Annotated in this window: 5 protein-coding genes; 2 read left to right on the top strand and 3 right to left on the bottom strand. The window is 64.1% G+C overall.

Features of this window, described 5'->3' with window-relative positions; all coding sequences use genetic code 11:
• Window positions 1–10: 10 nt before the first annotated feature.
• From ltnD to V9K97_RS04400, 3 genes are all read right to left on the bottom strand, one after another.
• On the bottom strand, window positions 11–937 hold the full coding sequence (gene ltnD, locus V9K97_RS04390; RefSeq protein WP_337316526.1) for an L-threonate dehydrogenase: 927 nt from the start codon (window positions 935–937) through the stop codon (window positions 11–13).
• 15 nt (window positions 938–952) lie between these two features.
• Window positions 953–2,281 carry an MFS transporter gene (locus V9K97_RS04395; protein WP_337316528.1) on the bottom strand — a complete coding sequence of 443 codons (1,329 nt, stop codon included), beginning with the start codon at window positions 2,279–2,281 and terminating at the stop codon, window positions 953–955.
• Between the two features lie 157 nt (window positions 2,282–2,438).
• Window positions 2,439–3,215 (bottom strand): FadR/GntR family transcriptional regulator, encoded by a 777-nt coding sequence (locus V9K97_RS04400; protein WP_337316530.1) that lies wholly within the window; start codon window positions 3,213–3,215, stop codon window positions 2,439–2,441.
• A 271-nt stretch (window positions 3,216–3,486) separates the two neighbouring features.
• On the opposite strand from V9K97_RS04400, the gene V9K97_RS04405 reads away from it, so the two are divergent.
• Window positions 3,487–15,078 carry a two-partner secretion domain-containing protein gene (locus V9K97_RS04405; protein WP_337316532.1) on the top strand — a complete coding sequence of 3,864 codons (11,592 nt, stop codon included), beginning with the start codon at window positions 3,487–3,489 and terminating at the stop codon, window positions 15,076–15,078.
• Window positions 15,075–15,599 (top strand): contact-dependent growth inhibition system immunity protein, encoded by a 525-nt coding sequence (locus V9K97_RS04410; RefSeq protein ID WP_337316534.1) that lies wholly within the window; start codon window positions 15,075–15,077, stop codon window positions 15,597–15,599. Before V9K97_RS04405 ends, V9K97_RS04410 begins: the two co-directional genes overlap by 4 nt.
• Window positions 15,600–15,798 lie beyond the last annotated feature (199 nt).

The raw sequence follows: 15,798 nt of genomic DNA on the forward strand, positions 1-15,798 counted from the left end.
TCTTCCTTGTTCAGGCTTTCTTGTCGGCAGCCGGCAGTTCGATGCCGGGAAATATCTTGATGACCGCGCTGTCGTCCTCGCGCGCAAAACCCGCGGTAGACGCCTGCATGAACATCTGGTGCGCAGTGGACGAGAGCGGCAGCGGAAACTTGCTGGCACGCGCCACGTCGAGCACCAGGCCCAGGTCCTTCACGAAGATGTCGACGGCCGACAGCGGCGTGTAGTCGCCCGCCAGCACGTGCGCCATGCGGTTCTCGAACATCCAGCTGTTGCCCGCGCTGTGCGTGATCACCTCGTACAGCGCGGCCGGGTCCACGCCTTCGCGCAGGCCCAGCGCCATGGCCTCGGCCGCCGCGGCAATGTGCACGCCGGCCAGCAACTGGTTGATGACCTTGACCTTGCTGCCCGCCCCTGCGCGGTCTCCAAGACGATAAACCTTGGCCGCCATGGCGTCGAGCACGGCGCCGGCCTTTTCATAGGCCGCGGGCGTGCCGGCGGTCATCATGGTCATCTGTCCGCTCGCGGCCTTGGCGGCGCCGCCGGAAATCGGCGCGTCGAGGTAAAGGATGCCCTGCGCGGCCAGGCGCGCCTCGAGCGCGACCGACCAGTTCGGATCGACCGTGGAGCACATCACGAACAGGCTCCCGGGCTTCATCGACGCCGCGCAGCCGGGCGTGGTGCCGTCGCCGAACAGCACCGACTCGGTCTGCGCCGCATTGACCACCACGGAAACCACGATGTCGCACTGCGCACCGAGCGCGGCCAGCGTGTCGCAGGCCACGCCGCCGTCGCGCGCAAAGGCGTGGGCCACGTCCAGGCGCACGTCGAAAACGTGCGGCTCGTAGCCCGCGCGGCGCAGCGATTGCGCCATGCCGCTGCCCATGGCGCCAAGGCCCACGAGGCCGACGACCGGTGTGTTGTTGGTGTTTGAAGTCATCAGGGGTTCTTTCGATCAGCGATTCACAAGTTGCTTGGGCGTGAGCCACACGCCGATGGCCCCGAGCACCAGCGCGCCGGCCAGCACGTACATGCCGATCTGCGTGCTGCCGGTGAGGTCTTTCAGGTAGCCGATGAGATAGGGACTGACGAAGCCCGCGAGGTTGCCCACCGAGTTGATGACCGCAATGCCCGCGGCCGCCGCCGTGCCCGAAAGAAAGGCGGTGGGCAGCGACCAGAACAGCGGCGCGCAGGTGAGCACACCGGCTGCGGCAAGCGAGAGGAATGCGAGCGACACGACCGTATTCTGCGTGTACGAGGCCGCGACCGTGAAGCCGATGGCGCCCATCAGCGCGGGCACGATCAGGTGCCAGCGGCGCTCCTGCCGGCGGTCGGCGCTGCGGCCGAAAAGGTTCATCGCGACGATGGCGCAAATGAACGGAATGGCGCTCAACAAGCCGATGTGCAGGTTGCCCTTCACGCCCGTCGCCTTGACCAGCGTCGGCAGCCAGAAGGTCAGCGCGTATTGGCCCATGACGAAGGCGAAGTAGATCAGCGCCATCCACCATACGCGCGCATCGCGGAACATGGCGCCCACCGAGTGCGGCCCTTTGGCGCCGTGCGCCTGGTCGCGTTCGACCTCGCGCTGCAGCAGACGCTTTTCTTCGGGGTCGAGCCAGCGCGCCTGCTGGATGCCGTTGTCCAGGTAGACCAGCACCATCACGCCGACGATCACGGCCGGAATCGCTTCGATGATGAACATCCACTGCCAGCCCTCCATCGACGACACGCCGTGGAACGCATCCATGATCCAGCCCGAGAGCGGATTGCCGAAGATGCCCGCCACCGGAATGGCCGACATGAAGACCGCGATGATGCGCGCGCGCCGATGCGCCGGGTACCAATGGGTGAGATACAAGATCACGCCGGGGTAGAAGCCCGCCTCAGCCACGCCGAGCAGAAAACGCAGGATGTAGAAGCTGGTCGGCGTTTCCACAAACACGAAGCACGCCGAAAGCACGCCCCAGGTGATCATGATTCGCGCAATCCAGATTCGCGCGCCCACCCGGTTGAGCAGCAGGTTGCTCGGCACCTCGAACAGGAAGTAGCCCAGAAAGAAGATGCCGGCGCCCAGGCCGAACACCGTTTCGCTGAAGCCCAGGTCTTGTCCCATCTGCAGCTTGGCAAAGCCCACGTTCACGCGGTCGAGATACGCGACCACATAGCAGAGCATCAGAAAGGGAATGAGGCGCCAGAACACCTTGGTGTAGGCACGCTTCTCGAGCGCGACATCGGCCGGCGTGTCCGCAGTGGCAGCCAGCGGCGCGTGGAGTGTTGAAGTCATTGGAGGAAGTCGTTTGGATGATGAACCGGGTCTCGCTTGGGCGGTGCATGCGGCGCGCCGCCCTTATTTGTCAGGTCATCATACAAATCTGAAACAGGCGATCTGCTTCGGGTAAACCCGCAAGCTACACCTCGTTTCCTTTTCTTCTTTCTCTTCTCTATTTGCCCGCCGGCCAGCCTTCGACCAGCGGCCGGGCGAGTTGCGCGCCCTCCTGCTGCCAGAAGGCAGGGTCGGCCTGCTCGATGCGGCGAATGGCGTTGTCCATGTGGGACTTGGCGGCTTCTCGCGCGCGCAGCGGGTCCCCCGCCTCGATGGCCTCGACGATCCGCGCATGCTCCTGCGCCACCTCGCGCGCAAAGTCGGCCCGGCGCGCCTCGTTGGCGCGCGTGACACGCGTGGCGCCATGAAGAAACTGCCGCAGGTACTGCAGCGTGCCGATCAAGAAGGGGTTGCGCGCCGCCTCGGCAATGGCGCGATGAAACCGCACGTCTTCGTCGGCGCCGTTGCGCCCCGCCGCCACCGCGGCATGCAGCGCCTCGATGGCTTCACGGATGCGCTCCACGTCTTCAGGCGTGCGCCGTTCGGCGGCGAGCGCGGCCACTTCGGCCTCGAGCGCACGGCGCAGTTCGACCATCTGGATCACCGCTTCGCGCGAGGCCACATGCGGCATCTCGAAGCGCAGCGGCTCCACGCCGGCCGCGCGCACATACACACCGCTGCCCTGGCGCGAATCGAGCAGCCCCAGCGACTTGAGCCGCGAAACCGCCTCGCGCACCACCGTGCGGCTCACGCCGAACTGCTCGGCCAGCGCGGCCTCGGTCGGCAGACGGTCGCCTGCCGACAGCCGCCCGCTGCGCACCTCGGCCGCCAACGCATCGGCCACCTGGTCGGCGAGGCGGACTGTGGGAGCGACGGATTGAAATCGTGCGGTCATGAACGCGTGGGGCGGTGGGCTGCGACTCTAACGCAGGCCCTTGCGCCGGACTCCTAGAACTTACGGGTTACACACGATTGACGAGTGTTGTTCTGATGCTCTTTGCACGTGTGAAAAATCTGACGATTCCTCTGCCTATCTGCGCTCTTCCATTGATTTTGACATTCGTTAACTCTTTGTAACGAGAAAATCCCATTCGTCGGCATCGGTGCCGACGGGTCGCACGCCTTCCAAAGCGGCGTGCATTGCTGTCACGCGGAGAGATCAGGGAATGAATAAAAATTTGCACCGCATTGTGTTCAATGCGAAGCGCGGGCTGCGCATGGTCGTTCAAGAAACGGCCAAGAGCACGGGCAAAGGCACGTCCAAGGCCACCGCCGGCGGCGCAATTGCCGCAGGTGCGGCAGCCCTGGCGCCCATGCTCGTGGGCGCAGCGCTCGCGGGCATGCTCTCGGCCTCACCCGCCCAAGCCCAGATCGTCGGCGCGCCCAACGTTCCCGCCAACCTGCGCCCCACCGTGATGGTCGCGCCCAACGGCGTGCCGCTCATCAATATCCAGACGCCCAGCGCCGCGGGCGTCTCGCGCAACGTGTACCAGCAGTTCAACGTGGCGCCCAACGGCGCCATCCTGAACAACAGCCGCACCAACGTGCAGAGCCAGCTCGGTGGGTTCGTCCAAGGCAATCCGTATCTCGCGACCGGCCCCGCGCGCATCATCCTCAATGAAGTGAACGGCGGCAGCCCGAGCCAACTGCGCGGGTACATCGAAGTCGCGGGGCAGCGCGCCGAAGTGATCATCGCCAACCCGGCCGGTATCAGCGTCAACGGCGGCGGCTTCATCAATGCCTCACGCGCCACGCTGACCACGGGCACGCCGCAGTTCAATGCCGTGGGCGGCCTGGACAGCTTTCTGGTGCGCGGCGGCACCATCACCATCGACGGTGCGGGCCTGGACGCCAGCAAGACGGACTACGCCGCGATCCTCGCGCGTGCGGTCGAGGCCAACGCGGGCATCTGGGCCAGCGAGCTGAAGGTGGTGACGGGTGCGAACACCGTGAGCGCCGACCACAGCCAGGTCACGCCCACCAGCGGCACCGGCACGGCGCCCACCTTTGCGCTGGACGTGGCCGCGCTCGGCGGCATGTACGCCGGCAAGATCACGCTCATCGGCACCGAGGCCGGCCTGGGCGTGCGCAACGCCGGCACGATCCAGGCCGCGCCGGGTGCCACCGCGCTGATGGGCGCGGGCCAACTGGTCGTCACCAGCGCCGGGCGCCTGGAGAACATCGGAACCATCCAGGCCACCGCCGACGCGAACCTCTCGGCCTCGGGCCTGGCCAACAGCGGCCGCGTGGTCAGCGGCGGCAACCTCAAGGTCACGACCCAGGGCGACCTGGCCAATGCATTGAACGGCACCGGCGGCACGCTCGAAGGCGCGCGGCTGGAACTGGCCAGCACGGCGGGCGACCTCGACAACCGCGGCGGCACGATCCGCCAGACCAGCAGCGCCGGCCTCGCGCTGAGCGCGCCGGCCTTGAGCAACACCACCGGCGGCGTCATCGGGCTGGAGCCCGTGGCGCCAGCGCCGTCCACGCCCGACACCGGAACGGGCGGCGGCACGGGCGGCACAGGGACTGGCACGGGCGACACCACCAGCCCGACCACGCCCACAGCAGGCACCGGCACGGAGACCGGCTCCGGCGGCACCATCACGCCCGCCCCGTACGTGCCACCGTCGCCGGGTGCGATCACCGTCACCGGCACGGTCCGCAACGACGGCGGCAAGATCTACGCCGGCGGGCCCATCAGCCTGCAAAGCGCGAACACCAACAACAACGGCGGCACGCTGAGCGTCGCCAGCATGGCCGTGAGCCAGCCGACCTTCGACAACCACGGCGGCACGCTGAATGTCAGCAACGGCTTCAGCGCGAATGTCGATCGCTTCGACAACACTGGCGGCACGCTCAATGCGGGCAGCCTGAACATCGCCACGACCGGCGACCTGGTCAACGTCGATGGCAAGCTGACCAGTGCGACCGACGCCACCCTGACAGTCGGTGGAAGCGCCGACAACACGCGCGGAACGATCTCGGCCACGGGCGCGCTAACGGCCAATGTGGCGGGCGCGGTGAACAACACCGGCGGCACGCTGGTGGCGAACCAGGGCGTCGCGCTCGGCGCGGGCAGCCTGGACAACACCCAGGGCAGCATCCAGTCGGCGCAGGCCGGGGTGCAGTTGGCGGTGATCAACCAGTTGACCAACGGCAGCGGCGGCACGATCGGCGCGGCCACCGACCTGAAGGTGCAGGCGGGTTCACTCGTCAACGCCAATGGCGCCAGCTTGCGCGGTGCGAACGATGTCAGCGTCGCGGTCGGCAGCGCACTCGCCAACGACGGCAACATCACGGCCGGACGGCACACGACGGTGGCCGCCGGCAGCCTGCAAAGCGGCACCTCCGGCGTGCTGGGTGCCGGCATCCAGAGCGACGGCCAGCTTGGTGCGGCGGGCGACCTGGTCGTGACCACGGCCGGCGCCCTGGTCGCCAACGGCACCAACCTTGCGGCAGGCAATGCCACGCTGCAGGGCGCGAGCGTCGATCTCTCGGCCAGCCAGACCAGCGCGGCGAACATCACGGTCACGGCCATGCAGGGCAACGTGACCACAGATAAGGCCACGGTCACAACGCCGGGCACCTTGACCGTCACCGCCAACGCACAGCCTGGCCAGACGCTGGTCAACCAGGGCGGCAAGCTCAGCGCCAATCAGCTGGACCTGCGTGTTTCCAATCTTGCCAACACGAACGGCGGCGAGATCGTGCAGACCGGCACGGCCGCAACCACCATCACGACGTCGGGCGCCATCGACAACAGCGGCGCCACGCTGGCCAGCAACGGCAGCCTCACCTTTACCGCAGCCAGCCTGAACAACCGGGGCGGCACGCTGCAGGCCGCCCAGGCATCCGATCTGAGCGTCAATGTGACGGGTCTGCTGGACAACAGCCAGGGTGAGATCAGCGCGGGCGGCAACACGACCCTGCAAGCCGGCAGCCTTGCCAACGATGCCGGGCGCGTCACGGCCACGGGCGATGTCGCAAGCACCACGAGCGGCGCCACCAGCAACCGCGGCGGCACCATCGCCGCCAATGGCAGCACCGCATTGAATGCCGGCAGTCTGGACAACAGCGGCGGCACCGTTTCCGGGCTGAACCGCCTGGCGATGAACGTCCAGAGCGCCGCCGACAACACGGGCGGCACGCTGGCGGCCAATCAGGCTCTGACACTCAGCGCCGGCTCGCTCTCCAACGACAAGGGCTCGATCCAGTCGGCCCAGGCCGCGACCCAGGTGAACGTGACCGGGGCCTTGACCAACGGCCAGGGCTACATAGGCGCAGCCACCGACCTCGGCCTGCGTGCCGGCAGTCTGGGCAACGCCGCGGGCGGCACCCTGCGCGGGACGAACGACACCACCGTGGCAGTGGGGGGCCTGCTGGCCAACGATGGCAGCATCACGGCCGGACGAAACACCACCATCACCACCGGCAGCCTGCAAGGCGGCAGCACCGGCGTGCTCGGTGCAGGCGTCCAGAGCGATGGCAAGCTCGGTACGGCGGGCGAGTTGAGTGTGACGGCCTCCGGGGCGCTCGCCACACACGGCACCAACCTGGCAGCCGGCAATGCCGCGCTGCAAGGCGCCAGTGTCGATGTCTCGGCCGGTCAGACCAGCGCCGCGAACATCGCGATCACGGCCACGCAGGGCGACGTGATCACCAGCAAAGCCACAGTCGTCACGCCGGGAACCCTGAGCGTCACCGCCAACAGCAAGGCGCCGCAGACCCTTGTCAACGACGCAGGCCAACTCAACGCGAAACAGCTTGACCTGAAGCTTTCGAACCTCGCCAACACGAACGGCGGCGAGATCGTGCAGACGGGCACGGGCGCGACCACCATTGCGACCACCGGAACCCTGAACAACAACGGCGGACGCATCGCCAGCAATGGGCAGGACCTGAGCCTGGGTGGCGCAAACATCACCAACGCCGGCGGCAAGATCGAGCATGCCGGTGTCGGCACGCTCGCCATCGCTGGCGGCAGCTACACCGGCACCAACGGCCAGGTCACGGCCAATGGTGCGCTGACGGTCGCCATGTCGGGCGCCTTCAACCAGGACGGCGCAAAGGCCGCGATCAGTGCCAAGCAGATCACCATCGACGCCGGGTCGCTCGGCAACCGCACTGGTGCCCAGATCGTGCAAACCGGCGCCGATGCCACACGCATCACCATCGTAGGCGCCATGGACAACAGCGGCGGCACGCTGGCCAGCAATGGCAACACGACTGTCGCGGTCGGTAGCCTGACCAACCAGGGCGGCATCCTCCGTGCCGCCGAGACCTCCGACCTCGGCTTGACCGTGGGCGGCCTGCTCGACAACAGCAGCAAGGGCGTGATCGGTGCGGGCGGCACCACCACCATCGCGGCCGGCAGCCTGAACAACAACGCGGGCAGCGTGACCGCTGCCGAAGACCTGACCGTTACCGCCGGCGGGGCCGCGACCAACGTGGGCGGCACACTGGCCGCGAACGGCAACACCACGCTTGCGGCCGGAACGCTCGACAACAGCAGCGGAACCGCAGCGGCGGTCAATGGCAACCTGAACGTCACGACGACGGGCGCGACGACGAACAACGGCGGCACCTTGCAGGCCGGCGCCGCGACCACGCTGCTCAATAGCGGGCTGAACAATGTCGGGGGCAAGGTCTTCGGCAACAGCCTGGCGGTGAACACACGCGCGAACGGGCAGAACAATGCGCTGAACAACACGCAAGGCACGCTGGCGGCCACCAGCACGGTGGCCGTGAACTCCGGCGCGCTGATCAACGCTGCCGGCCTGATCCAGTCGGGCGGGGCGATGACCATCGACACGAATGGCCAGCTGCTCACGAACACGAATGCGGCCGGGTACATCAATAGCCAGGGAGGCATCAGCAGCGGCGGCACGCTGAACCTGACCACCGGAGCGGTCAACAACAACGCCGGCTTCATCGGCGCGAAGAACGCCGTGACGGCCAGCACCCAGGGCTTCTCCAACATGGGCGGAGGCTTGGTGCTCGGGCAGTCCACCGTCGCCATCAACACCAACGGGGCAGGCTACGACAACACCGGCGGCCGAACCCTGGCCGCGGGCGACCTGGCCGTGAACGCCGGGACGCTGACCAACACCAGCGGCCTGATCCGCTCGGCGGCGACGACGACGCTGAACGCCGGCAGCATCGTCAACACGGGCACGCTTGGCACCGAACAGGGCATCGAAGGCCTGAATGTGGCCATTGGCGCCGGCAATCTCGACAACAGCTCGGGCGCCATCCGTGCCGACGTCAACGCCACCATCACCAGCGGCGGCACCGTCAACAACACGAACGGGTTGATCTCGGCCGGTGACACGCTCGCCATCGTCGATCCCAATGCAGCCAACCCCGGCGCCAAGACGCTCAACCTGGTCAATACCGGCGGCACGCTGGTGGCCGACAAGAGCCTGAAGATCGATGTCGCGACCTTCAGCGGCGACGGCCGGGCCGTCTCGGGCCAGAACCTGAGCATTGCGCTCCAGCAGGACATCGTGAACAACGGCGAGGTGGCTGCCAACGGCAACCTGACCTACACCACCACCGGCAACTTCACGAACAACGGCAAGCTGCTGGCGGGCCAGACGCTCACGGTGGGCGGCAACAACGTGGACAACACGGCGAATGCGGAGATGTCGGGGACGAACACCATCGTTAACGCCGGCGGTACGCTGACCAACCGCGGGCTGATCGACAGCCGCGGTGCCACGCAGATCAATGCAAGCACGCTGAAGAACATCGGCACCGGGCGCATCTACGGCAACGATATTTCCATCGGCGCCGGCACGCTCGAGAACGATGCCGAAACCGCCAATGGCGCGACCAAGGCGGCAACCATTGCGGCGCGCAACACGCTGAACATCGGCGCGGGCACGATCAATAACCGCGAGCATTCGCTGATCTTCAGCGGCGGCCTGGGCGTAGGCTCGATGAACATCGGCGGGGCGCTCGATGCCAATCGCAAGGCGATCGGCCAGGGCGCGGTGCTCAACAATCTGAGCGCCGACATCGAATCCCTGGGCGACATGTCCCTCTCGATGGCGCAGGTCAACAACCGCGATGTCCACATCCAGAAGGGCACGCCCACGGTGACGCCGAGCACCCTGACCGGCGTCGCACCCAACACGCTCGTGGGCAGCGGTGCCGGCAGAACCACCACTTATCCGATGGACGAAGTCAATGTCGATGCCGTCAACGGTTTCGTCTATCTCAAGGCCACCGGCGAGCTCGTCGGCATTGGGGGCTACGCCGTCTGGCACAACTCCATCACGACGACCGAAGACACGGCGATCAACATCGACCCCGCCCACCTGGTGGCGGGCGGCAGCATGAACGTCAACGGGCGCCTGTACAACGAGAACAGCCAAGTGCTGGCCGGCGGGACGATCACGGCCACCGACTACCAGTCCTACCAGCTGACGGGTACGCGCACGGTCACGGGCTCCGCCATCGTGATCGACAACAAGAACCAGGTGCAGGCACCGAACGTGCCGCTCATCCTTCCGCCGCAAACCATTTCCCTGGGCGCCTACAAGTACCAGGAAAACATCAATGCGGCCGCCGGCTACAACGCGGGCGTCGCCCCGGTCGGCAGCGGTGCAGGCGGTGCGACCGGCAAGGGCGCGGTGGGCGGCGGCCAAGGTCCGGCCACCATTGTCGAAGTGCCGGCGAACGTGGGCGACACGGTCAAGGTCGATGGCCAGAACGCTGGCAATGCCACAGGGGCGACCGGGCCCGATGGCACCACGGCAACGCAGTCGGGCACGGGTGCCACGGACGTGGGTGGCAGCGGCGCTGCGACCGGCACGGCTTCGTCGGCCCAGGCCGGCGCGAGTCGGACCGTCCCGATGGTCGTGCGCACCAGCATGCCCAACGTGCGTATTCCGAATGCCAGTCTGTTCAACCTCCGTGCCGGCCCGGGCAGCTACCTGATCGAGACCGACCCGCGCTTTGCCAACTACCACAACTGGCTCAGCAGCGATTACCTGCTGAACAGCCTTGGTCAAGACCCGACCAACACCCTCAAGCGACTGGGCGATGGCTTCTACGAGCAGAAGCTGATTCGAGAACAGGTGGCGCAACTCACGGGCTACCGCTACCTGGATGGCTTCAACAGCGACGAAGACCAGTACATGGCGCTGATGGACGCCGGTGTGACTTTTGCGAAGCAGTACGGGTTGCGCCCGGGCGTGGCGCTGAGCGCGGCGCAAATGGCACAGCTGACCAGCGACATCGTCTGGCTCGTCGAGCAGACGGTGAGCTTGCCGGATGGCACGACGCAGCGCGTGCTGGTGCCGCAGGTGTATGTGCGCGTGCGGCCCGGCGACATCGACGGCTCGGGGGCGTTGCTGAGCGCGGACGCCACGGTCATCAAGAGTTCGGGCGATGTCACCAACACGGGCACCATCGCCGGTCGGACCCTGGTCAAGATCGATGCCGAGAACGTGAACAACCTCGGCGGTCGGATTGCCGGGGGCAACATCGGTGTCAACGCCCGTAACGATCTGAACAACATCGGCGGCAGCATCACGGCGCGGGATGCTGCGGTGCTGACCGCCGGCCGCGACATCAACATCGAAACGACGACGCAGAGTGCGAGCGGCAATACCGCCATCGACCGTGTTGCCGGCGTGTATGTGACCAACCCGGGCGGCGTGCTGATTGCCTCAGCAGGGCGGGATACCAATCTCATCGGCGCTGCGCTGGTCAGCGACGGCAGCGTGTCGGTCGCGGCGGGGCGCAACATCAATCTTGGCACCGTCACCGAGGGCTACACCATCGCGGGGACGGGCAATGGTTGGGCGGGGATTTCGTCCGGGAGCCGCGAGGTGGGCTCGGTCATCCAAGGCCAGGACAACGTGCGCCTCGCGGCCGGCAATGACCTGAACATCCGCGCCGGCGCGGTGGCCAGTCTCGACGGCGCCTTGGTCGCCACCGCGAAGAACGACATCAACCTGACCGCGGGCCAGGCTACCACCAGTGTCACCACGGCCACGCAGAAGTCTTCCAACGGCCTGTTCAAGAAGAGCAGTTCCAGCACCTTCGATAGCACGACCACCACGGACGTACTCTCCAGTAGCCTGAGCGGCAAGACAGTGACCGTCGTGGCTGGCAACGACATCAACCTTCAGGCCGCACAACTGCGCTCAGACGAGGCTATGAGCCTTTCTGCGGGCCGCGATATTAATCTCACGACCGCAACCAGCAGCAGCACCGAACTGCATGCCAGCCAGCAGCGCACCAGCAGCACAGGTTTGTCCAGAGCCTGGGCACTTGCCTCCGATGCCGGCGGACCGGTCGGCGGCTACGGCAATCGCAAGAATTCGGGCAACAGCACCAGTGTCGACATCAAGACACAGGCCGTCGGCACAACCATCTCGGCCGGCAGTCTGCAGACCTCCAGTGGACGCGACACAACCTTGCAGGCGGCGACCGTCGTGGCCGACGGGAACATCACGATGATGGCCGGGCGCAACCTCACCATCGAGAGCGCCCAGAACACCGAACTCAGCAGCAATTCCTCGGCCAACGCCAAGAGCGGCTTCATCGGCTCCTGGTCGGCACCGGGATTGGGCCATATCAAGGACTTCGGAGCCCAGACGACCAGCCGCACCACCCAGCAAGCGAGTCAGGTGGCCAGCTTGACAGGCGACATCACCCTGATGGCCGGCAATGAATATCGCCAGACTGCCAGTAGCGTCATGGCCGCAGGGCAGGCTGGTCCCCTGGTGGGTGGCGACGTCAGTATCCTTGCGAAGAACGTCACCATCAACGAGGCTTACAACACAGAGCAGAGCATGACCGTGCAGCGCAGTTCCAGCAGCAAGCTGGGCGGCAGCGCCAGCTTCATGGGAGTGAGCACCGACATGATCCGTAATGCTCAAAGCACCGTGCAGGCGATGGAAGATACTCGCGGCGACGGCCGCATGCAGGTGTTGGGTGCGCTGAACCTGGCCATGGCGGGCAAGCAGGCGTACGACGCGGGCAGCACGCTCGCCGGCGCCCTGAGCGGCAGCGGCCCCAGCCTGACCGACATGAGCAACTTGGGCACCCTGAGCTACGGCGTTAGCGTGACCGCGAGCCGCAACACTAGCCAAGGCACCAGTTTCAGCACTAGCACCACGGCCGTGGGCTCCAGCGTCACGGGGGCCAACAACGTCAACATCGTCGCCACCGGCGCGGGACAGAATTCAAACATCCACGCCGTCGGCTCCACCATCGCGGCGGGCAACACCGTCAGCATGGCGGCGGACAACGACATCACTCTAGAGGCCAGCAAGAATACGAGTATGACGGTGGGCCAGAACTCAAGCCATGGCACCAGCGTAGGGGTGACCTTCGGCGCAGGGGCGCAGAACGGTTTCAGCATCCAGTTGGGCGTGCAAAACGGCCAGGGTCGTGACAACCAGAACGGCATTAGCTACACCGCCTCCCAGGTCTCCGGCGGCAGCGCCGTGAACATTTCCAGTGGCCGCAATCTCACGCTCAATGGAGCGACGATCGAAGGCAACCGCGTGACGGCGGATGTGGGCGGCGACCTGAACATCGCCAGCTTGCAGGATGTGAGCGTGGGCCAGAGCCGCCAATCCAGCAGCGGCTTCGGAGTGAGCCTGTGCATCCCGCCAATCTGCTATGGCGCCGTAGCCACCGCGAGCGCCAACGTGGCGGGCGCCAAAGCTGACGGCGTCTTCATCAGTCCGGCCGTGCAATCGGGCATCAAGGCGGGGGACGGTGGTTTCGATGTGAACGTCAAGGGCAACACGAATCTCACGGGCGCCGTGATCGAGAGCACGCAAGCTGCGATCGATGCGGGGAAGAACAGCTTCCACACGGGTGGGCAGTTGACAATGACGGACCTGCAGAACGTGAGCCAGTCGAGCGGGCGCAGCTATTCGGCCGGCGCAGCGGCGAGTGTGGGGCAGACCCCGGATCCCAACGCCACTCAGCAGCAACAGTCCGCGCGGAATCAGCAATCGCAGCCCTACGTTAGGCCCAACGGCATTGGATTCGGTTCCGTCAGCAGCAGCCAGACCAGCACGACCCGATCAGGCATCAGCGGCATCGCGGGCGATCAGACCGTGCGAACCGGTGACAACACCAGCGCCGGCACCCTGATTCGGGATTGGAACACCCAAGCCATCATCAGGAATGCTCAGGCGCAGGCGCAACTCACACAAGATTTTCAACCAAAGGCAGCCGTCGCCTGGAGCGCTTATGCTGACGCGCAGCGTGATGCAGCGGTCAAAAATAGAGATGCGGAAGGTGCGGCCTGCTGGGGCTCTGACGGGCTATGTCGCGCTGCAGGACACAGCGTCATCGGTGGCCTGACCGGCGGTGTGGGCGGCGCTCTCGGCGCAGGCGTTGGCTCGTACTTGGCTACGGATGTGAGTCAGGTCATCACGGATCTGGGACTCACCGGGCCGGCGCACGATGCAGTAGTGGCGGGTTTGAACACCGCGATCGGCGGCGCACTAGGAGGAGCTGCCGGCGCAGCAGCGGCAGCCAACGAAGTTTTTAACAACTTCTTGACGCACACTCAATACGACGCACTGAAAGACAAGATTGCGGCTTGCAATTCGAATGGGAGTTGCTCGGTCAGCGATCTGCGTCGAATTATTCAAGAAATCAAAGGCTATTCCGACGAAAACATTGACGCTGTCAAGGCAAGCATCCAGGTAGGTTCGTCGGAGAATATCAAGAACCTTGAAGGCCAAACAACGGATTCCGGGAGTTCCATTCTTGCGCTTTTTCAAAGTGTTCCAGCATATGCGGATCTGTCTCCCGGGGAAATCGCTGTATTGAACAGTATTGGAGCGAACCAAGATAACGTGATCAGGAGCGGCTCCATCGCAGGAAGTGCAGTCACGGATGAGCGATTGGCACAGGAGATTGCTAGCTGGCGCGCGAAGAATTGCCAGGGGATCAGCCAAAGCCAGTGCAATCAAGCACTTTCTATAGCGCAAGGCAAAGGACAGTTGGCGGCGTTAGGCTTGGTTGCAGGCGCTGTTGCGGGACCTGCTGCTATCGAGGTTGCTACGGCAATGGGTGGAAGTATCGCCGGTGCGGCGACGACCTGTTTGGCCAATGTCCCATTGTGCGTTAATACGATTGGCGTTGCTGCTGCAGATGTTCTGACGGCAGAAGCGACTGGAGGGGCAGGGATTGGTGGAATTGGGGTGTTGGCTGTTGGCAAGGTTGCGACGGAAGCCAGGGTAGTGACGCGGGCTATAGATGAGGTAGCAGCACAAGGTACGGCATTAACCACGGCAAAAAAGTATATTTCTCCATCCAATTTACTGGGCGAAGCTGCTGATACGGGGGTTGTATTTGGACGTGGAAACGCAAGTCAAGGGATTCCATTTGAAAATTACATTCAAGGGAAATTGCCTTCCGATGCGATTGACCTAAATATTTTCAAAACAAATTTTTCGACGTTTGATCATTTTGTTCCATCGAGTGGCACCGCTGTAAGCACCAAAACCCTTGATTCATTTGGCTCAAGCTATCTTGGCAGTCCCACTCAAACCACGAAAAGGATCAACGAGTATGTCGATCAAATGGCTAACTTTACCCGCGACGGTGTGCCGGGCTTCGAGTTGCGTTCTGGGGATATAAATAAAAGGGTAATGGAATTGGGAATTCCGTCTAACACATCTCCGGCATTGTTGAGGCAAATCCAATCTTCCATTAATTATGCTAGCAGCAAAGGCGTGGTAATATTGGTAACTCTAATTAAATCATGATCAAATTCGCAAACGAGTCGCCTGCGGCAACAATTTTTTTCAATGGAGACTTTTACTGTGTAGTTTCCATGTCGAATAGTGGGCTTCATTTTGCCGATCCGGAGGAGCCGGTTCGGTACTATGAATTCGGCGTGGATTCGGAAATATTGGGCGAAGGCGTACGACAAGCCCTACTGGCTTCCAAAAAGATTCCGCCGAATGAGCTGAAAGGGGTGCTGCCCATTGTTAAGAAAAAAGTCGAAGAGCGAATTGCATCGGAGATGAAAACTTATGGATATAAGGATAAAAGAGCGTTATACCAGCGAATGATCGCCTGCTCCGTGGGATTGAATAATCAAGCATTAGTCTTTTATCCAAACCATCACAGCTCATTGGATGGCTATAAGGGAATATCAAATGACGGCCCTGAAGTGCTGCGCTTGCCGTTAAGCAGTTCAAATGCAGAAATCGGCGTCAAAGCGAAAGAAGGCTTGCGCCGCTGTACAACGGCCCCGGAGTTTGAATTGCCTGTAGTGCTTTGAATGAGAGGCACCGGTCAGATGACGGCAACTTGACATCCGCTGATTCAATCGCGGATAGGACAACTCATGACCAGCGTTCGCCTCGTGCACCCGGTGCGCATGAAACTATCTAGTGAGCGAGAACTGGACAGTTCGAACTTCTGCAATGGTGAGTAGATCGGTTAATTGCCTTGCCCCGAACGCAATAAGAGGCGGCTGA

The sequence above is a fragment of the Variovorax sp. CCNWLW186 genome (genome assembly GCF_037203865.1).
Taxonomy (GTDB): Bacteria; Pseudomonadota; Gammaproteobacteria; order Burkholderiales; family Burkholderiaceae_C; genus Variovorax.